General features: G+C 69.4%; 21 protein-coding genes and 1 riboswitch. Of the genes, 17 read left to right on the top strand and 4 right to left on the bottom strand.

Features of this window, described 5'->3' with window-relative positions; translation table 11 throughout:
* Nucleotides 1-53 precede the first annotated feature (53 nt).
* The 4 genes from coxB to ACFWBY_RS20245 all read left to right on the top strand — a co-directional run bounded on the left by coxB (nt 54) and on the right by ACFWBY_RS20245 (nt 4,533).
* On the top strand, nt 54-1,028 hold the full coding sequence (gene coxB / locus ACFWBY_RS20260) for a cytochrome c oxidase subunit II (protein WP_385340511.1): 975 nt from the start codon (nt 54-56) through the stop codon (nt 1,026-1,028).
* The gene (gene ctaD, locus ACFWBY_RS20255) at nt 1,025-2,755 is read left to right on the top strand and encodes a cytochrome c oxidase subunit I (protein ID WP_385340510.1); all 1,731 of its coding nucleotides are present in this window, start codon (nt 1,025-1,027) and stop codon (nt 2,753-2,755) included. The genes coxB and ctaD overlap by 4 nt, the downstream gene beginning before the upstream one ends.
* Nucleotides 2,752-3,150 carry a cytochrome c oxidase subunit 4 gene (locus ACFWBY_RS20250; protein WP_030291781.1) on the top strand — a complete coding sequence of 133 codons (399 nt, stop codon included), beginning with the start codon at nt 2,752-2,754 and terminating at the stop codon, nt 3,148-3,150. The genes ctaD and ACFWBY_RS20250 overlap by 4 nt, the downstream gene beginning before the upstream one ends.
* Nucleotides 3,151-3,288: 138 nt before the next feature.
* Nucleotides 3,289-4,533 (top strand): Ig-like domain-containing protein, encoded by a 1,245-nt coding sequence (locus ACFWBY_RS20245; RefSeq protein WP_385340508.1) that lies wholly within the window; start codon nt 3,289-3,291, stop codon nt 4,531-4,533.
* Nucleotides 4,534-4,654: 121 nt separating this feature from the next.
* On the opposite strand, the gene ACFWBY_RS20240 is transcribed toward ACFWBY_RS20245, so the two are convergent.
* The gene (locus ACFWBY_RS20240) at nt 4,655-5,056 is read right to left on the bottom strand and encodes a hypothetical protein (RefSeq protein ID WP_385340506.1); all 402 of its coding nucleotides are present in this window, start codon (nt 5,054-5,056) and stop codon (nt 4,655-4,657) included.
* 210 nt (nt 5,057-5,266) lie between these two features.
* Here ACFWBY_RS20240 and ACFWBY_RS20235 point away from each other — a divergent pair, with 210 nt between their 5' ends.
* The 10 genes from ACFWBY_RS20235 to ACFWBY_RS20190 all read left to right on the top strand — a co-directional run bounded on the left by ACFWBY_RS20235 (nt 5,267) and on the right by ACFWBY_RS20190 (nt 17,470).
* A complete protein-coding gene (locus tag ACFWBY_RS20235) occupies nt 5,267-5,887 on the top strand; it encodes a heme-copper oxidase subunit III (RefSeq protein ID WP_385340504.1) in 621 nt (206 codons plus the stop codon).
* 77 nt (nt 5,888-5,964) lie between these two features.
* Nucleotides 5,965-6,774 (top strand): c-type cytochrome, encoded by an 810-nt coding sequence (locus ACFWBY_RS20230; RefSeq protein ID WP_385340502.1) that lies wholly within the window; start codon nt 5,965-5,967, stop codon nt 6,772-6,774.
* The gene (locus tag ACFWBY_RS20225; protein ID WP_385340500.1) at nt 6,771-7,829 is read left to right on the top strand and encodes a Rieske 2Fe-2S domain-containing protein; all 1,059 of its coding nucleotides are present in this window, start codon (nt 6,771-6,773) and stop codon (nt 7,827-7,829) included. Before ACFWBY_RS20230 ends, ACFWBY_RS20225 begins: the two co-directional genes overlap by 4 nt.
* Entirely contained in the window at nt 7,826-9,454 is a 1,629-nt protein-coding gene (locus tag ACFWBY_RS20220; RefSeq protein ID WP_385340498.1) for a cytochrome bc complex cytochrome b subunit, read from the top strand. The genes ACFWBY_RS20225 and ACFWBY_RS20220 overlap by 4 nt, the downstream gene beginning before the upstream one ends.
* Before the next feature lie 219 nt (nt 9,455-9,673).
* Entirely contained in the window at nt 9,674-10,720 is a 1,047-nt protein-coding gene (locus ACFWBY_RS20215) for a polyprenyl synthetase family protein (protein WP_385340496.1), read from the top strand.
* Nucleotides 10,717-11,604 (top strand): hypothetical protein, encoded by an 888-nt coding sequence (locus tag ACFWBY_RS20210; protein ID WP_385340494.1) that lies wholly within the window; start codon nt 10,717-10,719, stop codon nt 11,602-11,604. The genes ACFWBY_RS20215 and ACFWBY_RS20210 overlap by 4 nt, the downstream gene beginning before the upstream one ends.
* On the top strand, nt 11,601-13,010 hold the full coding sequence (locus ACFWBY_RS20205; RefSeq protein ID WP_385340492.1) for a cytochrome P450: 1,410 nt from the start codon (nt 11,601-11,603) through the stop codon (nt 13,008-13,010). Before ACFWBY_RS20210 ends, ACFWBY_RS20205 begins: the two co-directional genes overlap by 4 nt.
* Nucleotides 13,007-14,368 (top strand): cytochrome P450, encoded by a 1,362-nt coding sequence (locus ACFWBY_RS20200; protein ID WP_385340491.1) that lies wholly within the window; start codon nt 13,007-13,009, stop codon nt 14,366-14,368. Before ACFWBY_RS20205 ends, ACFWBY_RS20200 begins: the two co-directional genes overlap by 4 nt.
* A gap of 173 nt (nt 14,369-14,541) precedes the next feature.
* Nucleotides 14,542-15,606, top strand: coding sequence for an anthranilate phosphoribosyltransferase (gene trpD, locus ACFWBY_RS20195; RefSeq protein WP_385340489.1), 1,065 nt, complete (start codon nt 14,542-14,544; stop codon nt 15,604-15,606).
* A gap of 94 nt (nt 15,607-15,700) precedes the next feature.
* Nucleotides 15,701-15,816: riboswitch (SAM riboswitch) on the top strand.
* Between the two features lie 244 nt (nt 15,817-16,060).
* Nucleotides 16,061-17,470: an aminotransferase class V-fold PLP-dependent enzyme gene (locus ACFWBY_RS20190; RefSeq protein WP_385340488.1), complete on the top strand. Its 1,410-nt coding sequence runs from the start codon at nt 16,061-16,063 to the stop codon at nt 17,468-17,470.
* 48 nt (nt 17,471-17,518) lie between these two features.
* On the opposite strand, the gene ACFWBY_RS20185 is transcribed toward ACFWBY_RS20190, so the two are convergent.
* From ACFWBY_RS20185 to ACFWBY_RS20175, 3 genes are all read right to left on the bottom strand, one after another.
* Entirely contained in the window at nt 17,519-18,115 is a 597-nt protein-coding gene (locus tag ACFWBY_RS20185) for a dihydrofolate reductase family protein (protein ID WP_385340486.1), read from the bottom strand.
* Nucleotides 18,116-18,250: 135 nt separating this feature from the next.
* Nucleotides 18,251-18,532, bottom strand: a complete 282-nt coding sequence (locus ACFWBY_RS20180; protein WP_356654015.1) for an Lrp/AsnC ligand binding domain-containing protein — start codon at nt 18,530-18,532, stop codon at nt 18,251-18,253.
* Nucleotides 18,529-19,251 (bottom strand): rhomboid family intramembrane serine protease, encoded by a 723-nt coding sequence (locus ACFWBY_RS20175; RefSeq protein ID WP_385340484.1) that lies wholly within the window; start codon nt 19,249-19,251, stop codon nt 18,529-18,531. Before ACFWBY_RS20175 ends, ACFWBY_RS20180 begins: the two co-directional genes overlap by 4 nt.
* Before the next feature lie 117 nt (nt 19,252-19,368).
* Here ACFWBY_RS20175 and ACFWBY_RS20170 point away from each other — a divergent pair, with 117 nt between their 5' ends.
* The 3 genes from ACFWBY_RS20170 (at nt 19,369) to ACFWBY_RS20160 (ending at nt 22,289) form a co-directional block, all read left to right on the top strand.
* Nucleotides 19,369-19,608: a hypothetical protein gene (locus tag ACFWBY_RS20170; protein WP_385340533.1), complete on the top strand. Its 240-nt coding sequence runs from the start codon at nt 19,369-19,371 to the stop codon at nt 19,606-19,608.
* A 40-nt stretch (nt 19,609-19,648) separates the two neighbouring features.
* The gene (locus ACFWBY_RS20165) at nt 19,649-21,013 is read left to right on the top strand and encodes an NYN domain-containing protein (protein WP_385340531.1); all 1,365 of its coding nucleotides are present in this window, start codon (nt 19,649-19,651) and stop codon (nt 21,011-21,013) included.
* A 253-nt stretch (nt 21,014-21,266) separates the two neighbouring features.
* A complete protein-coding gene (locus tag ACFWBY_RS20160; RefSeq protein WP_385340482.1) occupies nt 21,267-22,289 on the top strand; it encodes an NlpC/P60 family protein in 1,023 nt (340 codons plus the stop codon).
* Nucleotides 22,290-22,405 lie beyond the last annotated feature (116 nt).

Genomic DNA, 22,405 nt, shown 5'->3' with positions numbered 1-22,405 from the left:
CTGAATACGGCCGCGGCCGGCCGCGCGGGCCGAGACTCTCGGGAAGGCGCTACGTGAGTCCCTACGGCTCCGACCGCTCGCCGCGGCGCCCGATGCGGCGGAAGCTGCTGCAGGCGCTGACTGCGGGCGCGGTTCTGGCGACCGCCACTGGTTGCTCGTACAACTGGCAAGACTTCCCCCGCCTCGGAATGCCCTATCCGGTCACGGAAGAGGCGCCTCGCATCCTGTCCCTGTGGCAGGGGTCGTGGGCGGCCGCGCTTATCACGGGCATGCTGGTGTGGGGCCTGATCATCTGGAGCGTCATCTTCCACCGGCGCAGCCGGACGAAGATCGAGGTCCCCGCGCAGACCCGGTACAACATGCCCATCGAGGCGCTGTACACCGTGGTCCCGCTCATCATCGTCTCGGTGCTCTTCTACTTCACCGCGCGTGACGAGTCGAAGCTGCTCGCGCTCACCCCGAAGCCGCCCCACACCATCAACGTGGTCGGCTACCAGTGGAGCTGGGGCTTCAACTACATCGAGAACGTCGACGGCGACGCGGCGACCCCGAAGGCGGGCGCGGTTCCCAAGGAACTCGCCTCCATCCCGGACCGCTTCACCAAGGACTTCCCCGCGGGCGCCGAGGGCGTCTACACCAAGGGCGTCCCGAGCGACCGGAACCCGGAGACCGGCAACCCGGGTCCGACCCTGTGGCTGCCGGTGGGCGAGAAGGTCCGCTTCATCCTGTCGTCGAACGACGTCATCCACTCGTTCTGGGTGGTCCCCTTCCTGTTCAAGCAGGACGTCATCCCGGGCCACACCAACGTCTTCGAGGTCACCCCGACCGAAGAAGGCGTCTTCATGGGCAAGTGCGCCGAGCTCTGCGGTGTCGACCACTCCCGGATGCTCTTCAACGTCAAGGTCGTCTCCCCGGAGGCGTACCAGGCGCACCTGAAGGAGCTGGCGGAGAAGGGGCAGACCGGGTTCCTTCCGGCCGGCATCAAGCAGACCGACCCGGCCCGGAATGCGGAGACGAACAAACTGTGAGCATCCTCAACGAATCTCAGGGTGCCGCCGCCGACTCGTATGAGAACGAGCTGCCGGTGCGGCGCAAGCAGCCGGGCAATGTCGTCGTGAAGTGGTTGACCACTACCGACCACAAGACCATCGGCACGATGTACCTGATCACGTCGTTCGTGTTCTTCATCATCGGCGGGATCCTGGCGCTCTTCATGCGCGCCGAGCTGGCCCGTCCGGGTACGCAGATCATGTCGAACGAGCAGTTCAACCAGGCGTTCACCATGCATGGCACGATCATGCTGCTGATGTTCGCCACCCCGCTCTTCGCGGGCTTCGCGAACTGGATCATGCCGCTGCAGATCGGCGCGCCCGACGTGGCGTTCCCGCGGCTGAACATGTTCGCGTACTGGCTGTACCTCTTCGGCTCCACCATCGCGGTGGCCGGCTTCGTCACCCCCTCGGGTGCCGCCGACTTCGGCTGGTTCGCCTACTCCCCGCTGTCGGACGCCGTCCGCTCGCCGGGCATCGGCGCCGACATGTGGATCATGGGTCTGGCCTTCTCCGGCTTCGGCACGATCCTCGGTTCGGTCAACTTCATCACCACGATCATCTGCATGCGCGCCCCCGGCATGACGATGTTCCGCATGCCGATCTTCACCTGGAACGTGCTGCTGACCGGTGTCCTGGTCCTGCTCGCCTTCCCGGTGCTGGCCGCCGCGCTCTTCGCGCTGGAGGCCGACAGGAAGTTCGGTGCGCACGTCTTCGACGCGGCCAACGGCGGCGCCTTGCTGTGGCAACACCTCTTCTGGTTCTTCGGACACCCAGAGGTGTACATCATCGCGCTGCCGTTCTTCGGAATCGTTTCCGAGGTCATCCCGGTCTTCTCGCGCAAGCCGATGTTCGGTTACATCGGCCTGATCGCCGCGACGATCTCGATCGCCGGCCTCTCGGTGACGGTGTGGGCCCACCACATGTACGTCACCGGCGGTGTGCTGCTGCCGTTCTTCTCCTTCATGACCTTCCTGATCGCGGTACCGACCGGTGTGAAGTTCTTCAACTGGATCGGCACCATGTGGAAGGGCTCGCTGTCCTTCGAGACCCCGATGCTCTGGACGATCGGCTTCCTGGTCACCTTCACCTTCGGTGGTCTGACCGGCGTCATCCTGGCCTCGCCCCCGATGGACTTCCACGTCTCCGACTCGTACTTCGTCGTCGCGCACTTCCACTACGTCGTCTTCGGCACCGTGGTCTTCGCGATGTTCGCCGGCTTCCACTTCTGGTGGCCGAAGTTCACGGGCAAGATGCTGGACGAGCGCCTCGGCAAGATCACCTTCTGGACGCTGTTCGTCGGCTTCCACGGGACGTTCCTGGTGCAGCACTGGCTGGGTGTCGAGGGCATGCCGCGTCGTTACGCGGACTACCTCGCGGCCGACGGCTTCACCACGCTGAACACGATCTCCACGATCAGCTCGTTCCTTCTGGGCCTGTCGATGCTGCCCTTCATGTACAACGTCTGGAAGACGGCGAAGTACGGCAAGAAGATCGAGGTCGACGACCCCTGGGGCTACGGCCGTTCGCTGGAGTGGGCGACCTCCTGCCCGCCGCCGCGGCACAACTTCCTCACCCTGCCGCGGATCCGTTCCGAGTCCCCGGCGTTCGACCTGCACCACCCGGAGATCGCGGCCCTCGACCACCTCGCGGACCACGGCGCCGGCACCAAGGCAGTCACCGGCGGCAAGGAGGCCGGCAAGTGAAGATCCAGGGCAAGATGTTCCTCTGGCTCTCCTTCTTCATCCTGATCATGGCCGTCGTGTACGGCGTGTGGTCGAAGGAGCCCGTAGGCACCACCGCGCTCTTCCTGGCCTTCGGCCTGAGCGTCATGATCGGCTACTACCTGGCCTTCACGGCCAAGCGCGTGGACGAGATGGCCCAGGACAACCTGGAGGCCGACGTCGCCGACGAGGCGGGCGAGCTGGGGTTCTTCTCCCCGCACAGCTGGCAGCCGCTCTCGCTGGGCATCGGCGGCGCGCTCGCCTTCATGGGCGTCATCTTCGGATGGTGGCTCATGTACTTCTCGGCCCCGATCATCGTGATCGGCCTGTGGGGCTGGGTGTACGAGTACTACCGCGGCGAGAACCAGAACCAGTAGCCGCACCCGCGCCGCCGCTCCCGGTGGCGGCCGCAGCCTGACACGTGGGGCCCGGACACCTCTGACGGAGGAGTCCGGGCCCCTCGTTTGCAGTCATCCCGCGCGCCGTAATTGCCATACCTTCATAGCGTTGACTCCATGAAGCACTCACCGCGTCTTTGGACGGTCATCGGCTGCTCCCTGCTGGTCGCGTCCCTCGGGGCCGGCGCCACCGCATGCGGGTCCGATGACAACCCGCTGTCCGCCCGCCCCTACGACGCGGGCGACCACATCGCCTTCAACCAGTCCGCGGGCAGCCGCCCCGTCGATCCGAGCCGGCCCCTGGAGGTCACCGCCAAGGGCGGCGAGGGCCGGATCACGGACGTGACCGCCATGGACACGCACGGCCGCCGCCTCGCGGGCGAGCTGTCCGCCGCGGGCGACCGCTGGCACAGCACCGTCCCGATGGCCGCCGGAGTGCGGTACACGGTCACCGTGAACACCGAGGACGAACGGGGCGCCCCCGGGCAGCGCACGCTCTCCTTCGACACCACCCCCGCCAAGAAGGTCCTCCAGGTCGAATTCGGGCCTGAGGAGGGCAAGTACGGTGTCGGACAGCCCCTCACGGCCGAACTCAGCGAGCCCGTGAAGGACAAGGCCGCCCGCGCCGTCATCGAGCGGGGCCTGATCGTCGACGCCCCGGCCGGCGTGGAGGGCGCCTGGTACTGGGTGGACGACAAGACGATCCACTACCGGCCCAAGGACTACTGGCCGGCCCACTCGAGCGTGTCCGTCCGCAGCAATCTGGAGGGCATCAGGATCTCCGACGACTTCTACGGCGCCGCGGCCAAGCCGCTGAAGCTGGAGATCGGCGACCGCGTCGAGGTCACCACGGACGCCTCCTCGCACTACCTCACGTTCAAGCGCAACGGAGAAGTGATCAACACCATTCCGGTGACCACCGGAAAGCCGGGCTTCTCCACCCGCAACGGCGTCAAGGTGGTGCTCGGCAAGCAGTACTACGTCCAGATGCGCGGCGACACCGTCGGCATCGGCGGCAGCGAGTACTACAACCTGCCCGTCTACTACGCGACTCGCGTCACCTGGAGTGGTGAATACGTGCACGCCGCGCCGTGGTCCGTCGGCTCCCAGGGCTACGAGAACGTCAGCCACGGCTGCACCGGCATGAGCACGGGCAACGCCGCCTGGTTCTACGAGAACATCACCGAGGGCGACATCGTCAAGGTGATCAACAGCATCGGCGACGACATGGACAACTTCGGCAACGGCTACGGCGACTGGAACGTCGACTGGAAGGACTGGCGCCAGGGAAGCGCCCTCCTCAAGGGCACCGAAGAGGGCCGCAGCCCCGTCGACCACGCCCGGCTGCGCCCGCAGGTGTAGCCACCGGGACCCCGGAGCGCCCCCAGGGGCACGCCACCGGGGCACGGGAGCCCGTACGGCCTCCCGTGCCCCGGTATGCGCCCGTACGGCCCCTACGGGCCCCACAGGCGGCCCGGAGCCCTCACGCGGCCGGAGAGAGCCGCTTACGCAGGAGACCCGCCAGGGACTCCGCGAAGTCCACCGGATCCACCGGAAGGGTGACGGCGGCGTCCGCGCGGCTCCACGTGGCCAGCCACGCGTCCTGCGGACGGCCCATCAGGAGCAGGACCGGCGGGCACCGGAAGATCTCGTCCTTGATCTGCCGGCACACGCCCATGCCCCCGGCCGGAACCGCCTCGCCGTCCAGCACGCACACGTCGATTCCGCCCGCGTCCAGCTCCTTGAGGACGGCGGGGAGCGTCGCGCACTCCAGGAACTCCACCGGCGGCAGGTCCGAGGCCGGCCTGCGCCCGGCCGCCAGCCGCACCTGCTCCCGGGTGCCCGCGTCGTCGCTGTAGACCAGAACCCGCGCAGTCGCCCGCATTTCGTTCCTCCACGTGTCCCGTGAAAAACGCTGATGTTGCGCGGGATGCTACTCCGTCCGGCCCGTTGTCAGCATCGGTTCGCGCAGCCTCGCCCGTCGATGCCCGCGGTCGCGCGCGGGCCGATCTGATGGGCCGTTCGGGCCTTGCACACGGCCCTGACACTCCGAACGGCACCCCCCGGGGTGAGGGCGGGATAAGGGACCGACATAATGTCGGTCGTGGCGACAGCAACGACAGTAGATACCGGGCACGCGCACCCGACGGTCAACCGGCCGAACCTCGTCAGCGTCGGAACCATCATCTGGTTGAGTTCCGAGCTGATGTTCTTCGCGGCCCTCTTCGCGATGTACTTCACCCTGCGATCCGTGACGGGCGCCGAGTACTGGAAGGAACAGGCTGACTTCCTGAACCTTCCCTTCTCGGCGACGAACACGACGATCCTGGTGCTGTCTTCGCTCACCTGCCAGCTCGGCGTATTCGCAGCCGAGCGCGGTGACGTGAAGAAGCTCAGGACGTGGTTCATCATCACGTTCATCATGGGTGCGATCTTCATTGGCGGCCAGGTGTTCGAGTACACCGAGCTGGTCAAGCACGAGGGCTTGAGCCTCTCGTCCGGCCCGTACGGATCGGTGTTCTACCTGACCACCGGTTTCCACGGGCTGCACGTGACGGGCGGTCTCATCGCCTTCCTGCTGGTCCTCGGCCGGACGTACGCGGCCAAGAGGTTCACCCACGAACAGGCCACGTCGGCCATCGTCGTGTCCTACTACTGGCACTTCGTCGATGTCGTCTGGATCGGCCTCTTCGCGACGATCTACCTGATCAAGTAGCGAACACGTCGCCGGGCCCGACCCGGCACTCCATCCAGAAACACCGACGCAGAAGATCCTGACACCCGGGGTAATCCGTGAAAAAGCTCTCCGCACGACGACGCCATCCGCTGGCGGCGGTCGTCGTTCTACTCTTCGCGCTGGCGGTCACGGGGGGGCTGTACGCCGCCTTCGCGCCCGCGGGCAATGCGCAGGCCGACGAAACCGCCCAGTCCCTCGCCATCGAGGAGGGCAAGAAGCTCTACGCCGTCGGCTGCGCAAGCTGCCACGGAACCGGCGGTCAGGGTTCCTCTGACGGCCCGAGCCTGGTGGGCGTCGGCTCCGCAGCCGTCGACTTCCAGGTGAGCACGGGCCGCATGCCGGCCCAGCAGCCCGGCGCCCAGGTGCCGAAGAAGCCCGTGATCTACACGCAGGCGCAGACCGACCAGCTGGCCGCGTACATCGCGTCCCTCGGTGCCGGCCCGGTCACGCCGCACGAGAAGCAGTACGACCCGGCGGGCGCCGACATCGCCAAGGGTGGTGAGCTGTTCCGCAACAACTGCGCGCAGTGTCACAACTTCACCGGCGAGGGCGGCGCGCTGACCAACGGCAAGTACGCCCCGAACCTCGAGGGCGTCGAGCCGAAGCACATCTACGAGGCCATGCTCACCGGCCCGCAGAACATGCCCTCCTTCCCGGACACCACCATGCCGGAGGAGCAGAAGAAGGACATCATCGCGTACCTCCAGACCGTCAACGGCGAGGACTCGTCCAGCCCCGGTGGCCTCAAGCTCGGTGGCCTCGGCCCCGTCTCCGAGGGCCTGTTCGGCTGGATCTTCGCCCTGGGTGCGCTGATCGCTGTCGCCGTCTGGGTCGCGGCCCACACCGCTAAGGCCAAGAAGTCATGAGTAGCCAAGACATTCCCGAAGAGAAGCACCTGCCGAGCGAGCAGGGCGACACGCACCACGGTGGCGTGGCAGTGGCGGACGACCCGTTCGCAGACCCCGGTCTGCCGGTTCACAGGCCGCGCATCCAGGACATCGACGAGCGGGCCGCCAAGCGCTCCGAGCGCACGGTGGCCATGCTGTTCACCTTGTCGATGCTGGCCACGATCGGCTTCATCGCCTCGTTCGTGACCATCCCGGTCGACAAGCTCGTCTACATCTTCCCCCTCGGGAAGGTGAGCGGGCTCAACTTCGCCCTGGGCATGACCCTGGGCACGGCGCTCTTCTGCATCGGCGCGGGCGCGGTCCACTGGGCCCGCACCCTGATGACCGACGTGGAGATCGCCGAAGAGCGGCACAACATCACGGCGACGCCCGAAGCCCGGGCCAAGGCCAAGCAGAACTTCAAGGACGGCGCACGCGAGTCGTCCATCGGCCGCCGGCCGCTGATCCGCAACACGCTGCTCGGTGCGCTGGCCCTGCTGCCGCTCTCCGCCGTCGTGATCCTGCGCGACCTGGGCCCGCTGCCCGAGGACAAGCTCCGCAAGACGCTCTGGGCCAAGGGCAAGATGCTCATCAACCAGAACACGATGGAGCCGCTGCGTCCCGAGGACCTGCCCGTCGGGTCGCTGACCTTCGCCATGCCGGAAGGCCTGAAGGAAGACGACCACTACTTCCAGACGGAGATCGCCAAGGCAGCCCTGATGATCGTCCGGATCAAGCCGGAAGACATCAAGGACAAGCAGGAACTGGAGTGGTCCCACGAGGGCATCGTGGCCTACTCCAAGATCTGCACCCACGTCGGCTGCCCGATCAGCCTGTACGAGCAGCAGACGCACCACGTGCTCTGCCCGTGCCACCAGTCCACCTTCGACCTCTCCGACGGCGCCCGAGTCATCTTCGGCCCGGCTGGTCACGCGCTCCCGCAGCTGCGGATCGGCGTCAATGACGAAGGTTTCCTCGAGGCGCTCGGCGACTTCGAAGAGCCCGTCGGTCCTGCATTCTGGGAGCGCGGATGAGCACTGCCACGAAAACCAACGAACGCAAGGCTCCGGCCGGTGAGCGTGTCACCGACTGGATCGACGGCCGGATGGGCATTCACAGCCTCGGCAAGGCCGGCCTGCGCAAGATCTTCCCGGACCACTGGTCCTTCATGCTCGGTGAGATCTGCCTGTTCAGCTTCATCATCATCATCCTCACGGGTGTGTACCTGACGCTGTTCTTCCACCCGAGCATGAACGAGGTCGTGTACGACGGCTCGTACGTCCCCATGCAGGGCGTACTGATGTCCGAGGCCTTCGAGTCGACGCTCAACATCAGCTTCGACGTCCGCGGCGGTCTGCTCATCCGGCAGATCCACCACTGGGCGGCCCTGATCTTCGTCGCGGCGATGGTCGTGCACATGATGCGCGTCTTCTTCACCGGCGCGTTCCGCAAGCCGCGCGAGATCAACTGGATCTTCGGCTTCCTGCTGCTGGTCCTCGGCATGTTCACCGGTTTCACCGGTTACTCCCTGCCGGACGACCTGCTCTCGGGCACCGGTGTCCGCTTCATGGAGGGCGCGATCCTGTCCGTGCCGGTCGTCGGCACGTACATCTCGTTCTTCCTCTTCGGCGGCGAGTTCCCCGGCGGCGACTTCGTGGCCCGGTTCTACTCGGTCCACATCCTGCTGCTGCCGGGCATCATGATGGGCCTGCTCGTGGCCCACCTGATCCTCGTCGTGTACCACAAGCACACGCAGTTCGCGGGTCCGGGCAAGACCGAGAAGAACGTCGTCGGCCTGCCGCTGCTGCCGGTCTACGCGGCCAAGGCCGGAGGCTTCTTCTTCCTCAACTTCGGCATCATCGCGGCCGTCTCGGCGATCGCGTCGATCAACCCGATCTGGGCCATCGGCCCGTACCGCCCGGACCACGTGTCCACCGGTGCGCAGCCCGACTGGTACATGGGCATGCCCGAGGGCCTGATCCGTGCCATGCCGGGCTGGGAGATCAACCTGTGGGGCCACACGCTCGTCCTGGGCGTGTTCATCCCGCTGCTGCTCTTCCCGCTGGTGCTCGGCGCCATCGCCGTCTGGCCGTTCATCGAGTCCTGGGTCACCGGGGACAAGCGCGAGCACCACATCCTGGACCGCCCGCGCAACGTCCCGACCCGTACGGCCTTCGGTGTCGCCTGGATCGCGGAGTACATGGTGCTCCTCATCGGCGGCGGCAACGACATGTTCGCCCAGTACTTCCACCTGTCGCTCAACGCGCTCACGTGGTTCGTCCGGATCGGCTTCTTCGTCGTCCCGGTCCTGGCCTTCATCGTCACCAAGCGGATCTGCCTCGGCCTGCAGCGCCGGGACCACGACAAGGTGCTGCACGGTCGCGAGACCGGCGTCATCAAGCGTCTGCCGCACGGTGAGTTCGTCGAGGTCCACGAGCCCCTCTCGCAGGCCAAGCTGCACCAGCTCACCGCGCACGACCAGTACGAGCCGATCGAGATCGGCCCGACGGTCGACGAGAACGGCGTCGAGCGCAAGGTGAAGCCGCTGGAGAAGCTCAAGGCCAAGCTGAGCAAGGGCTTCTACGCGGAGGGCAACCAGATCCAGAAGCCCACCGTGGAGGAGTACAAGGAGATCCAGAGCGGCCACGGCCACCACTGACCTCCCACGTCGCCACAGACACACGCGTGCCCCGCTGGTCACCAGCGGGGCACGCGTGTTTTCCGCGTCCGGCGAGGGACGGCCCTCCGCCTCGGACTCCCGTCCCCCATGACTTCGTCGGCGCTTTAGCGCTCCCCCTCAGGCTCCTCCTTGGCACGCGACCGCCAAGACACGAGAGGGGGCAGTCCCATCACTGCTCCGATAGCCATCGACACGCCCATGACCGCGGACACGGTCCGCGAGGCGGTGGGGGCGGTCCTGGAGGACTTCCTCACCGCGAAGGGCATCGCCAACGACAGACCGGAACTGCGCAGCCTGGCGGAGCTGCTCAGGGACTTCACCTCCGAAGGCAAGCGGCTGCGCCCGCTGCTCTGCGCGATCGGCTGGCAGGCTGTCGGAGGCGGCGCCGGCACGGAACCGCTGTTCCGCGTCGCGGCCTCCCTGGAGATGTTCCACGCCTTCACGCTGATCCACGACGACGTGATGGACCAGAGCGACACCCGCAGGGGGCGCCCCACCATCCACCAGTCCCTGGCCTCCCGCCACGGCGACCGGGAACCGGGCCGGCGCGACCGGCTCGGCGAGAACGCGGCGATCCTCGTCGGCGACCTGGCCCTGATCTGGTCCGACGAGCTGCTGTTCAAGGGCGCGGCGGCCGAGGACCGGCTGCTGCCCGTCCTGCGGGTCGTCGCGGAGATGCGCACCGAGGTGATGCTCGGCCAGTACCTCGACCTGCGGGCCACCGGTGAGCTGAGCGACGACGTCGACGCGACGCTGCTGGTGAACCGCTTCAAGACGGCGAAGTACACCATCGAGCGCCCCCTGCACATCGGCGCGGCCCTGGCCGGCGCGGACGAGGAGGCCATGGCCGCCTTCACGCGCTACGCCCTGCCGCTCGGCGAGGCGTTCCAGCTGCGCGACGACCTCCTGGGCGTGTACGGAGACCCGCGGCTGACCGGGAAGTCCCGGCTCGACGACCTGCGCGAAGCCAAGCGCACCACCCTCGTCGCCCTCGCCCTGGGCGCGGCGGACCCGCGGCAGGAGGCCCGGCTGCGGGAGCTGATAGGAGATCCGCTGCTCGACGAGACGGACGCGGAGGAAGTGCGCGCGCTCCTCGTCGCGACCGGTGCCCGCGAGGGCGTGGAGCGGATGATCGAGGAGCGCCGCGCCCGGGCGGTCGCCGCCCTCGAAGGATCTCCGTTCACCCACGAGGCGATCCGCGACCTGACGGACATCGCCGGTACGGCCACTGCGAGGAACTCATGACGACCACCAGCATGACGCGTTACTGGGCGGAGAGCACCGAGCGCTTCCGCGACCTCTTCGCCCGCGACTTCGCCCACGAGCCCACCCTGTGCGTGCTCGACGAGGCGGAGCTGCGGGAGGTCATCGACGCGTGCAACCGCGCCGTGGCGCCGCTCGGGAAGAACATCTCGGACGAGCGCTGGATCTCGTACATGGACGTGGTCCGCTGGTCGCAGAGCGCCCGCCACGTGAAGGACATGGAAGCCTTCAAGGCGGTCTGCATCCTCAACTGCGTGACCTTCGTGTGGGACGACATGGACCCGGCCCTCCACGACTTCGACGCCTTCCTGCCGGAGATCCGGAAGATCTGCGAGCACTACTACGAGCCGGAGGAGGTCTGGTTCGCGTACGAGGCCGCCCGCGCCTTCGTGGTGAGCGACAACATGTTCCGGGACTCGGACATCAAGAAGGTGCTCTGCGAGACGTCCCCGGAGCAGTACTTCCGCTTCCGCGTCACCGATGTCGGCGTGGACTTCTGGATGAAGATGTCCTACCAGATCTACCGCCACGCGGAGTTCTCGGAGCACGCCAAGAGCGGCCTCGCGGCCCGGATGACCACGCGCGGACTGGCGATCGTCAACGACTTCTACTCGTACGACAGGGAGATCGCCCTCGGGCAGGTCACCAACTGCTTCCGCCTTTGCGACGTCTCCGACGAGCGGGAGTTCAAGGAGTTCTTCGACGCCCGGCTCGCGGACATCGAGGAGGACGTGCGGTGCATCAAGGAGTTCGACCCGGTCTCCCGTGACGTGATGCTGGACCTCATCTACGGCAACTTCATCTGGACGACCAGCGACAAGCGCTACAAGGCCGCCGTCAACGACGTCAACTCGCGGATCCAGTGAAGGGCGACCAGATGCTGGCCTCGGCCCGCTTCGCGTCCGGCCCGGATACGCGCGGCTGGACCGTGGCCAGGGCGCCGGGCGCCGTCCCCCTGCTCGGGCACACCCTCGCGCTCTGGAGGAACCCGCTCGGCTTCCTGGCGTCCCTGCCCGCCCACGGCGACCTGGTGGAACTGCGGCTGGGCCCCAAGCGCGCCTACCTGGCGTGCCACCCGGACCTGGTCCGGCACATCCTGCTCAGCCCCCGCACCTTCGACAAGGGAGGCGTGTTCGACAAGGCCAGGCAGCTGCTCGGCAACAGCCTCTCGGTGTCCCGGGGTGAGGAGCACCGCCGCCAGCGCCGCCTGATCCAGCCCGCGTTCCACCCGGCCAAGCTCGCCGCCTACACCGACTCCGTGGCCGCGGACACCGCCCGGACCATCGGCTCCTGGCAGCCAGGCCAGGTGCTGGACGTCTCCGACGCGATGCACGTCCTGCTGATGCGCGTCGCCGCGCGGACCCTGTTCTCCGCCGGGCTGGACGACAGCACCACGGACGAGGCCCGCGAGTGCCTGCGCACCGTGTCCCAGGGGATCTACAAGCGGACCGTGGCACCCGTCGGCCTCATGGAGAAGCTCCCCACGCCCGGCAACCGCCGCTACGACGAGTCCAACCGCAGGCTCCGGGAGATCGTCGACGAGATGATCACGGCGCGCAGGGGCCACGACGGCGGCGACGGGGACCTGCTCTCCATCCTGCTGAACGTGGAGCACCCGCAGACCGGCGAACGCCTGAGCGAGGCCCAGATCCTCGACCAGGTGGTGACCTTCCTCGTCGCCGGCAGCGAGACGACCGCCTCGACCCTCGCCTTCGTCTTCCACCTCCTGGGCCGCCACCCCGAGGCGGAGCGGCGGATGCAGGCCGAGATCGACGAGGTCCTCGACGGCCGCCCCGCCGTCTTCGACGACCTGCCGGACCTCCCCTACACCAAGGGCGTCATCACGGAGGCCCTACGGCTGTACCCGCCGTCCTGGCTGTCGATGCGGGTGGCCGCCGAGGACGTGGAGATCGGAGGCCACCGGATCGCCGAGGGCACGATGATCATGTACAGCTCCTACGCGCTGCACCACAACGCCGAGCTGTTCCCCGACCCGGAGCGCTTCGACCCCGAGCGCTGGCTCCCGCCCCGCCTCGCGGAGGTCCCCAGGGGCGCGCTGGTGCCCTTCGGCCACGGCGCCCACAAGTGCATCGGCGACGTCCTGGCCCTGGCCGAGACCACGCTCATCGTCAGCACGATCGCGGGCGGCTGGCGGCTGCGGCCCGTACCCGGTACGGAGCTGCGCCCGCAGCCCAAGGCCACGCTGGAGCCCGGGCCCCTGCCCATGAGGTGCGAACCGCGCCACCGCACGACGAAGGACACGGACGGATGAGAACGCTGCGGGACAAGACGGCCACCCGCGAGTGGCGGGTGGCCCGGGCGCCGGGCATGCTCCCGCTGCTCGGCAACGCGCTGTCCATGGGCAGGGACCCCGTCCGGTTCCTGTCCTCGCTGCCGCGCCACGGGGACCTGGTCGAACTGCGGATCGGCAGCAAGCGGACCTTCCTTCCCTGCCACCCCGAGCTCGTCCAGCAGGTGCTGCTGAACGCCCGCGTCTTCGACACGGGCGGACCGATGAAGGAGAAGGCCCGGCCGATCCTGGGCAACGGCCTGATCACCTCGGACTGGACCGACCACAAGCGTCAGCGCCGGCTGGTCCAGCCGGCCTTCCACCCGGCCAGGATCGCCGCGTACGCGCACGTCATGCACGAGGAGGTACAGGCGCAGGCCGGCACGTGGACGGCCGGACAGGTCGTCGACGTCAACGAGGTGACCCAGGCGCTGACCGCCCGGATCACCGCGCGCGCCCTGTTCGCCCTCGACATCGCCCCGCACGCCGTCGCGGTCATCCAGCACTGCCTGCCGGTCATCGTCCGCGGGGCCTACCGCAACGCGGTGGATCCGACCGGCCTCCTGGGGAAGCTGCCGACCCCGGCCAACCGGGAGTTCGCGCGGGCGCTGGAACAGATGCACCGGCTGATCGACGGGATCGTCGAGGAATACCGCACGGCGGACCGGGACCGGGGCGACCTCGTGTCGGCCCTGCTCGCGGCCGAGGACCCGCAGAGCGGGGAGAAGCTCTCCGACCAGGAGGTCCACGACCAGGTCATGACGCTGCTGCTCGCCGGCATCGAGACCACGGCCTCCGCCCTGACCTGGGCGTTCCACCTGCTCGCGCAGAATCCGCGAGCCGAGGCACGGCTGCACGCGGAGGTGGACGAGGTGCTGGGGGAGCGGTCCCCCGAGTACAAGGACCTACCCGACCTGCGCTACACGCAGCGGGTCTTCACCGAGACGCTGCGGCTGTACCCGCCCGCCTGGCTCTACACCCGCACCACGACCACGGCCACCGAGCTGGGGGGCGTCCGGCTCCAGCCGGGCGACGACATCATCATCAGCCCGTACGTCCTGCACCGGATCCCCGGACTGTTCCCCCGCCCGGAGCACTTCGATCCGGACCGCTGGCTCCCCGACCGGGCCAAGGACGTGGCCCGCGGTGCCTACGTGCCGTTCGGCGCGGGCAGCCGCAAGTGCATCGGCGACGTCTTCGGCATCACCGAGGCCACCTTGGCGCTGGCGGCCATCGCCTCCCGGTGGCGGCTGCGCCCGGTGCCCGGTACGCGCGTCACGCCGAGACCGCACATGAGCCTGTCCACCGGGCCCCTGCCCATGCGGGTGGAGCCGCGCTGACCGCGCCCCGGACCGGCGGGCCGGGCCCCGGAGATCGGGGTCCGGCCCGCGCGCGCGGGCGATGGCGCAGTTCCGATCTTCCCTGTCCGCCCCTCGGGACGGGGCTCATTGCCGTCTCCGCGGCTGGATAGGCTGAAGGCCTTCCCATTCGCGTGGACCACCAGGAGCGGACCATGAACGTTGTGACCCCGGCAGGCGGCGACAGCGTGGCGGCCCGCGGCTGGCCGGGTGTGCTCGATGCCCTGCTGTCCGGCCGGGACCTCGGCGCCGACGACACGGCCTGGGCGATGGACCGGATCATGCGGGGAGAGGCCACCGACGCCCAGATCGCCGGCTTCGCGGTCGCGCTCCGGGCCAAGGGGGAGACGGTCGCGGAGATCAGCGGCCTCGTACGGGCCATGTACGCGCACGCGAACCTGATCGAGGTGCCCGGCCGGACGGTGGACATCGTCGGCACCGGCGGCGACGGCGCCAAGACGGTCAACATCTCGACGATGTCGGCGATCGTGGTGGCCGGCACGGGAGCCAAGGTGGTCAAGCACGGCAACCGCGCCTCCTCCTCGGCGAGCGGATCCTCGGACGTCCTGGAGAAGCTGGGGGTCAACCTCGACCTCACCCCGGCGCGGGTCGCCGAGGTCGTCGAGGAGGCCGGGATCACCTTCTGCTTCGCGGTCAAGTTCCACCCCGCGCTGCGCCACGTGGCGGCGGCCCGCAAGGAGCTCGGCATCCGGACGACCTTCAACTTCCTGGGCCCGCTGACGAATCCGGCCAAGGTCCGCGCCCAGGCCACCGGTGTCGCCGACCCCCGGATCGCGCCGATCGTGGCGGGCGTACTGGCGGAGCGCGGCTCCTCGGCGCTGGTCTTCCGCGGCGACGACGGCCTCGACGAGCTCACCACCACCGCGACCTCCCGGGTCTGGTGGGTGCGCGACGGCGAGGTGGCGGAGCAGGGCTTCGACCCGCGCGACATCGGCATCCCGCTGGTCGACGTCTCCGCGCTCCGCGGCGAGGACGCCTCGTACAACGCGGACGTCGCCCGCCGCCTCCTCGCCGGTGAGGGCGGCCCGGTCCGCGACGCGGTGCTCCTGAACTCGGCGGCGGCCCTGGTCGCCCTCGACCCCGGTCCGGGCACGCTGGAGGAGCAGCTCGCGGCGGGCGTCGCGAAGGCGGCGGAGGCGATCGACTCGGGCGCGGCCCGGGCGGCGCTCGCGCGGTGGGTGACGGCCAGCAACAGCTGACCGGATGAATCCGGCCAGGATCCGGGCGGGATCCCGGTCCACCATGTGGACCGGGGTCTTGCGTCCGGAGGATCTTGTGGCAGGATGCTCGGCAGGTCACGAGTGACAGCGCATTGCCCCGGCTCGCTGTCCGGCAACCCTCCTTCCGTGGCGGGGTGCCCCGGGTGATGACCAGGTCGTAGGCAGTGAGGTCTACGGCAAGCGCGGATCCCTCACACCCCTCATTGGGGTGATGGGCCAGGGGTCCTGGTCTCTCGAGGAGCGTTTTTCGTGAGCAAGCGAATGCGATAGGGCGACTCCGCCCCTTCTTCAACCCTCGGAACAGGGTCACTTCCGCGTACCCCGAGTGCGCCACCCCGACTCCGAGGCATCCCCGTACCCCGGACGGCCGCAGCGCCGTACCCGCGTACGGCACTCCGAAGCCATTCAGACCTGCCTGCCGGGAGAAACCGCCATGTCCGCGACCCTGTCCGCGTCCTCCGAGTCCGCGACCGCCGCCGCCACCACCGCTGCCAAGACCGCCCTCGACCCCGCCTGTGCCGAGCCGCTGCCGGTCCTCGGACGCGACGTCACCGTGCCGCTCGTCACCGGCGGCGAAGTCGCCTACGCCGCCCTCGACTACGCGGCCAGCGCCCCCGCCCTGCAGCGCGTCTGGGACGACGTCGCCGCCTACGCCCCGTACTACGGCAGCGTGCACCGCGGCGCCGGATACCTCTCGCAGCTCTCCACCGACCTGTTCGAGCAGAGCCGCGTCACGGTCGCCGAGTTCCTCGACTGCCGGGCGTCCGACCAGGTGATCTTCACCCGGTCCACCACCGACTCCCTCAACCTGCTCGCCGCCGTGCTGCCGGCCGACTGCCAGGTCTTCGTCTTCGAGACCGAGCACCACGCCTCGCTGCTGCCCTGGACGAACGCGCGGGTCACCTACCTCAACGCCCCCCGGACCCCGGCCGAGGCCGTGGCCACCCTGGAGCGGGCACTCGCCGACCGCGACCCCTACGGCCCGGCCCTGGTCTGCGTCACCGGCGCCTCCAACGTCACCGGCGAGCTGTGGCCCGTCAAGGAGCTCGCCGCCGCCGCGCACGCCCACGGCGCCCGCATCGTCCTGGACGCCGCCCAGCTGGCCCCGCACCACCCCGTCTCCGTGCGGGACCTCGACGTGGACTGGGTGGCCTTCTCCGGGCACAAGCTCTACGCGCCGTTCGGCTCGGGCGTGCTCGCCGGCCGCGCGGACTGGCTCCAGGAGGCCGAGCCGTACCTCGCAGGGGGCGGCGCCTCCCGCAAGGTGGCGCGCCGGGAGGACGGCGGCGTCGACGTCGAGTGGCACACGACCGCCGCCCGCCACGAGGCCGGCTCCCCGAACGTCATCGGCGTCTACTCCATCGCCTCCGCCTGCAAGGCGCTGAACGAGGCGGGCTTCGAGAGCCTCGTCGCCCGCGAGCGGCACCTCATCGCCAAGGTCCGCGAAGGCCTCGCCGAGGTCCCGGCGGTCCGCGTCCTGTCCCTCTTCGGCGACGACGCCCCCCGCGTCGGTGTCATCTCCTTCGTGGTGGACGGCTGGAACAGCTCCCACTTCGCGGCCGCGCTCTCGGCCGAGTACGGGATCGGCGTGCGCGACGGCCTCTTCTGCGCCCACCCGCTGGTCCGCACCCTGCTCGGCAGCGAGCCCCAGGCCCAGGGCGAGTGCGGAGCCCCGGAAGCGGCCCCGGGGGAGCGGTCGCTGAACGCGATCCGCGTCAGCTTCGGCGCCGGCACGCCCGACGAGCACGTCGAGCGGTTCGTCCGCGCGGTCAAGGAGCTCGTCGCGGACGGCGCGAAGTGGCAGTACCGCACCGAAGAGGGCCGCTGCGTCCCGGCCGTCTGAGCCGGGACCGGGCGGACGTCGCGGGAGGGCCGGCGAAGGACCCGGGTGTCAGGCCCGGGCCGCCGGCCGGTACGTGCACACCTGCGCGCCCGTGGGCGCGGTGACCGAGGAGACCAGCTCCAGGGTCCGCAGGCCGCCGTCCGCCGGGAAGATGGACTTGCCGCCGCCGAGCAGCACCGGCATGACGATGAGCCGCAGTTCGTCGACCAGGCCCTCGCTCAGCAAGGTCCGCACCAGCGTGGGGCTGCCCATGACCACCAGGTCGCCGCCGTCGGCCGCCTGCAGCTCGCGGATCCGGGCGACGGCCCCGCCGCCGGGGACGAGCGTGGTGTTGTTCCACGTCAGCCCGGAGTCGCCGAGGGTGGTGGACACGACGTACTTGGGGATCTCGTTCATCCGGTCGGCGAAGGGGTCGCCGGCCCGCTCGGGCCACGCCGCCGCCATCGTCTGCCACGTGCGGCGCCCGAACAGGAGCGCCTCGGCCTTGGCGGTCACCTCGGCGAAGGCGCCGCCCACCACCTCGGCGTCGAAGAACGGGTGGGACCAGCCGCCGTGGGCGAAGCCGCCGTCGTTGTCCTCGCCCGCGCCGCCGGGCGCCTGGACGACGCCGTCGAGACTGATGAACTCGCTGACGACGATGCGCATGGGGTGTCCTCCTCGGTATCGGGCCCGGGCGCGGTCTTCGCGCCGGGTCCACGGCAGTACAGACCGCCGTCCGGCACAGAACTCATCGCACCACGCGCCACGGGCCGTGTGACCCGGGTCGCGGCGCCCCGAGGTTCAGGCGTCCAGGCCGATCGCGAACGCCGCTTCCAGGTCGTGCTGGGAGTACGTACGGAACGCGACGTGCGTGTCCGTGCCCTCGACGCCCGGGATCTTGCTGATGCGGCCCGGGATGACGTCCGCCAGTGCCTCGTGGCGGGCCACGCGGACCAGCGCGATCAGGTCGTAGGTGCCCGTCACGGAGTAGACCTCGCTGACGTTCTCCAGTGCGGCGATGGCCTCGGCGATCTCGGGGATCCGGTCCACGCTGGTCTTGATGAGCACGATCGCGGTGATCACGGTTGGCTGTCTCCCTCGCCGGCAGTCACTGGTCGCCTCACTCTAGCCCCACGCCTGTAGCGCACCCACGCGTAGAGGAAGCCCGCCGAGAAGCCCACCACGTGGGCCAGATAGGCGACGCCCGGCCCGCTTTCCGCGCGGTGCGCCGCCAGCCACTGCAGGGCGAACCAGAACATCAGGACGATCCACGCCGGAAACCGCAGCGGCAGGAAGAAGAGGAACGGGAACAGGCTCGTCACCCGCGCCCTGGGGAACAGGCACATGAAGGCCCCCAGTACCGCCGAGATCGCCCCGGAGGCCCCGACGAGGGTCTGGTCCGAGGAGGCGTTGGCCGCCGCGAACGCGGCCAGGGCCAGGTAGCCCGTACAGACGTAGAAGACGAGGAACCCGGCGCGGCCCATGCGCTGCTCCGTCATCGCCCCGAAGACGAAGAGGAAGAGCATGTTGCCCAGCAGGTGGAGCCAGCTGCCGTGCACGAACAGGGCCGTCAGCGGGGTCAGCGGCGCCCGCCCGCCGCCCGTGAACAGTTCGTCCGGGACCACGCCCCAGTGCCGGAAGTAGGCCGTCCCCCTCGTCAGCAGCTCGTCGCCCGTCCCGTAGACCGGGTTCAGCCCCGACGCCGGGCTCAGCACGAACACCACACAGCAGCCCGCGATCAGCGCGTGGGTGACCACCGGTCCCCGCAAGGCCTCGCGTACGGCCTGCCACCTTACGATCATGCGACCGAGCATGACCCAGCCGGAACCGCCCGCGAGTGCGGCAGGCCGTAGGGTTACGAGCTACGCACGTATCTGTACAGCACAGGCGTGCACGACATAGAAGGAGAGAGCGGCCTGATGACGGTTCCCCAGCCGACCGACACCACCCGGTGGCGCTGCACCCTGTGCGGCAACCTGACGCGCTTCGACGTCACCCGTTCGTCGAAGGTCGTCGAGTACGTCCACTTGGACCTCGCCGGGGAGCCCAAGGTCGAGGAGCGCGAGGTGGTCAATGAGACCATCGAGTCGGTGCGCTGCCGCTGGTGCAACGCGGTGGACCAGATCGAGCTCGTGGACAGGCCGGGCACGGACTCCTGACGGAGCCCTGCCCGCTGGTGAATGACGGTAGGGGTGACGGATTGTGGAGCCTGCAAGCGGTGCTGAGCCGGCCGGCGCGGCCGGCGACGCCGCCGAGGTGCTCGACCGCCCGCTGCCGGAAGGCGTGCGGCGCCGGGTCGTCGCGCTCGTCTCGGACGCCTTCGGCGGACTGACGGTCGCGGACCTCCCGGCACAGCTGCGCCAGTACGCGCGGTTCACCCCGACGCGGCGCGCCAAGTTCGCGGGCAACGCCATGGCGACGGCCGTGGAGAGCGACCCCGTCTTCCGGGGCCGCGTCGCCGAGAAGCTCCGCGAGGCGCAGGCCGACCTGGCCGGGGCCCTGGAGTCGGGCGTCCCGCCCGCCGCCGCCGACCCGCTGGACGTGGCGGCCGCCGCGTACGTCCTGCGGCCGGCCGGCTGGGCCAAGCTCGTGGCCGCCGCCGGCGAGGAGGCGCAGCGCGCCGACGCCGAACGACTCGGCGAGGAGACGCGCCGGGAGATGGACCGGCTCCGCGAGGAGCTGGCCCACGTACGGGAACTCCAGCGCGCGGGCGGCGACCACGTACGGGCCGAGCTGGAGGCGGCGCGCAAGGAAGCCGAATCGCTTCAGCGCAAGCTGCGCAGCGCCCTGAGCGACGTCAAGCGGGGCGACGCCGCCCTGCGCAAGATCAACGCCGAGATCGACGGCATCCGGGCCGAGGCGGCGGCGCACGTGACCGCGGCCGAGAGCGAGACCCGGCGGCTCAAGTCCCGTCTCGCGGAGGTGGAGACGGCGCTGGAGACCTCGCGCCGGGCCACCCGCGAGGGGCGCAGCATCGAGGACATGCGGCTGCGGCTGCTGCTGGACACGGTGCTGGACGCGGCCGCGGGACTGCGCCGGGAGCTCGCGCTGCCGCCGGTGTCCACTCGGCCCGCCGACACCGTGGAGGCGGTGGAGCCGGGCCGGATGACTCCCAAGGACATCGCGGCGCGCGCGCTGTCGGAGACCGACCCGGCGCTGCTGGACCAGTTGTTGGCGCTGCCCCAGGCCCACCTGGTGGTCGACGGCTACAACGTCACCAAGACCGGCTACCCGACGATGCCGCTGGAGAAGCAGCGGCTGCGGCTGCTGGGCGGGCTGTCGATGCTCGCGGCGCAGACGGGCGCCGAGATGACCTGTGTCTTCGACGGGGCGGAGCTGGCGGCCCCGGTGCTGCTCGCCCCGCCGCGCGGGGTGCGGGTGCTGTTCTCGAAGGCCGGGGTGACGGCGGACGAGCTGATCCGCCAGCTGGTGCGCGCCGAGCCGCCGGGCCGGCCGGTGGTCGTGGTCTCCACGGACCGCGAGGTCGCCGACGGAGTGGCCAAGGCCGGGGCGCGTCCGGTGACGTCCGCCTTGTTGCTGAAGCGGCTTTCGCGCGTTTCGTAACTGCTGGCCCGTATGCCGGAATTGGTAGGGGTCCGGGGGAACGTACCGTCAAGACGTCTGCACAGAGCGTGCGCTGTAGGTAAAGAAGCTGGTCGCGGAGCGATTTTTTTCCCGGCAGGATTTGAACTGATCACAGAAGGGTCACTAGGGTCAGGTCAAACCTTCGTGCGGTAGTTCACTCATTCGGGGTGACAACGGAGGTGTCGCCGAGTCTGTTCTCCTCGGCGGCTCCAGGAAGAAGGAGCTCGCCTTCGTGGCGTCCCACCGTCGACCCAAGCAGCCGACCCGCACGCGCGTGACCGTGCTCACCGTCACCGCCGCCGCCGCCGTGGCCCTCTCCGGCCAGGCCGCCAACGCCGCGCCGGCCAAGCCGAGCAAGGACGAGGTCAAGAGCAAGGTCGACGCCCTCTACGAAGAGGCGGAACAGGCCACCGAGAAGTTCAACGGTGCCCAGACGCGCCAGGACGCCCTCGAGAAGGAGATCGGGCAGCTCCAGGACCAGGTCGCCCGCGGCCAGGGGGACCTCAACACCCTGCGCGGCACCATCGGTTCGATGGCCAACGCCCAGTACCGCACCGGCGGCATAGACCAGTCTCTCGCGCTGTTCCTCTCCGCCGACCCGGACAACTACCTGGACAAGGCCTCCACGCTGGAGCAGTTGAGCGGCACGCAGGTCGAGGCGGTCCAGAAGATCCAGGCCAAGCAGCGCAGTCTCGCGCAGCAGCGCCAGGAGGCCACCGGCAAGCTCGCCGACCTCGACGCCACCCGCAAGGAGCTGGCCGACAAGAAGAAGATCTCGACGGACAAGCTCGCCGAGGCCCAGGCCCTCCTCAACTCCCTGACCGCGCAGGAGCGCGCGCAGCTCAAGGAGGAGGCCAAGAAGGCGGGCGGCAGCGCGGCCGAGCAGGCCGAGCTCAGCAACGTGAAGGGTTCGGGCCGGGCCGCGGACGCACTGCGGGCCGCCGTGACCAAGAACGGCATGTCCTACGTCCGCGGCGGCACCGGCCCGAACGCGTTCGACTGCTCCGGCCTCACGCAGTGGGCCTACAAGCAGGCCGGGATCACCATCGGCCGCACCACCTTCGACCAGGTCAAGGAGGGCCGGAAGGTCAGCCTGAGCGAGCTCCAGCCCGGTGACCTGGTCTTCTACTCGAACCTCCAGCACGTCGGGCTGTTCGCGGGCAACGGCAAGGTCTTCCACGCCGCCAACCCGAGCGCCGGCGTCCTGTACGGATCCCTCAGCGGATTCGCCTACGGGGTCCGCGTCGGCAGCTGACGCCCCCGGACCCTCCGGGGCGCGCCGTACACCGCCCATCCGGGCGAATTACGAGGCCCCGCTCGAACCGCACGCCCCGCCGGTGACCTGCGTCTCCGGCGGGGCGTCACCATGTG

The sequence above is a fragment of the Streptomyces sp. NPDC060049 genome (genome assembly GCF_042736715.1).
Taxonomy (GTDB): Bacteria; Actinomycetota; Actinomycetes; order Streptomycetales; family Streptomycetaceae; genus Streptomyces.
Note: the sequence above shows the minus strand (reverse complement) of the source record. Positions and strands in the feature narration are given on the sequence as shown.

Bases quoted from the DNA above. Each gene is read 5' to 3' on its own strand.
- ACFWBY_RS20175 (WP_385340484.1), bottom strand. From the start codon at position 19,251: ATGATCGTAAGGTGGCAGGCCGTACGCGAGGCCTTGCGGGGACCGGTG.
- ACFWBY_RS20190 (WP_385340488.1), top strand. From the start codon at position 16,061: ATGTCCGCGACCCTGTCCGCGTCCTCCGAGTCCGCGACCGCCGCCGCC.
- ACFWBY_RS20210 (WP_385340494.1), top strand. From the start codon at position 10,717: ATGACGACCACCAGCATGACGCGTTACTGGGCGGAGAGCACCGAGCGC.
- ACFWBY_RS20200 (WP_385340491.1), top strand. From the start codon at position 13,007: ATGAGAACGCTGCGGGACAAGACGGCCACCCGCGAGTGGCGGGTGGCC.
- ACFWBY_RS20220 (WP_385340498.1), top strand. From the start codon at position 7,826: ATGAGCACTGCCACGAAAACCAACGAACGCAAGGCTCCGGCCGGTGAG.
- ACFWBY_RS20240 (WP_385340506.1), bottom strand. From the start codon at position 5,056: ATGCGGGCGACTGCGCGGGTTCTGGTCTACAGCGACGACGCGGGCACC.
- ACFWBY_RS20215 (WP_385340496.1), top strand. From the start codon at position 9,674: ATGACCGCGGACACGGTCCGCGAGGCGGTGGGGGCGGTCCTGGAGGAC.
- ACFWBY_RS20185 (WP_385340486.1), bottom strand. From the start codon at position 18,115: ATGCGCATCGTCGTCAGCGAGTTCATCAGTCTCGACGGCGTCGTCCAG.
- trpD (WP_385340489.1), top strand. From the start codon at position 14,542: ATGAACGTTGTGACCCCGGCAGGCGGCGACAGCGTGGCGGCCCGCGGC.
- ACFWBY_RS20235 (WP_385340504.1), top strand. From the start codon at position 5,267: ATGTCGGTCGTGGCGACAGCAACGACAGTAGATACCGGGCACGCGCAC.
- ACFWBY_RS20170 (WP_385340533.1), top strand. From the start codon at position 19,369: ATGACGGTTCCCCAGCCGACCGACACCACCCGGTGGCGCTGCACCCTG.
- ACFWBY_RS20245 (WP_385340508.1), top strand. From the start codon at position 3,289: ATGAAGCACTCACCGCGTCTTTGGACGGTCATCGGCTGCTCCCTGCTG.
- ACFWBY_RS20225 (WP_385340500.1), top strand. From the start codon at position 6,771: ATGAGTAGCCAAGACATTCCCGAAGAGAAGCACCTGCCGAGCGAGCAG.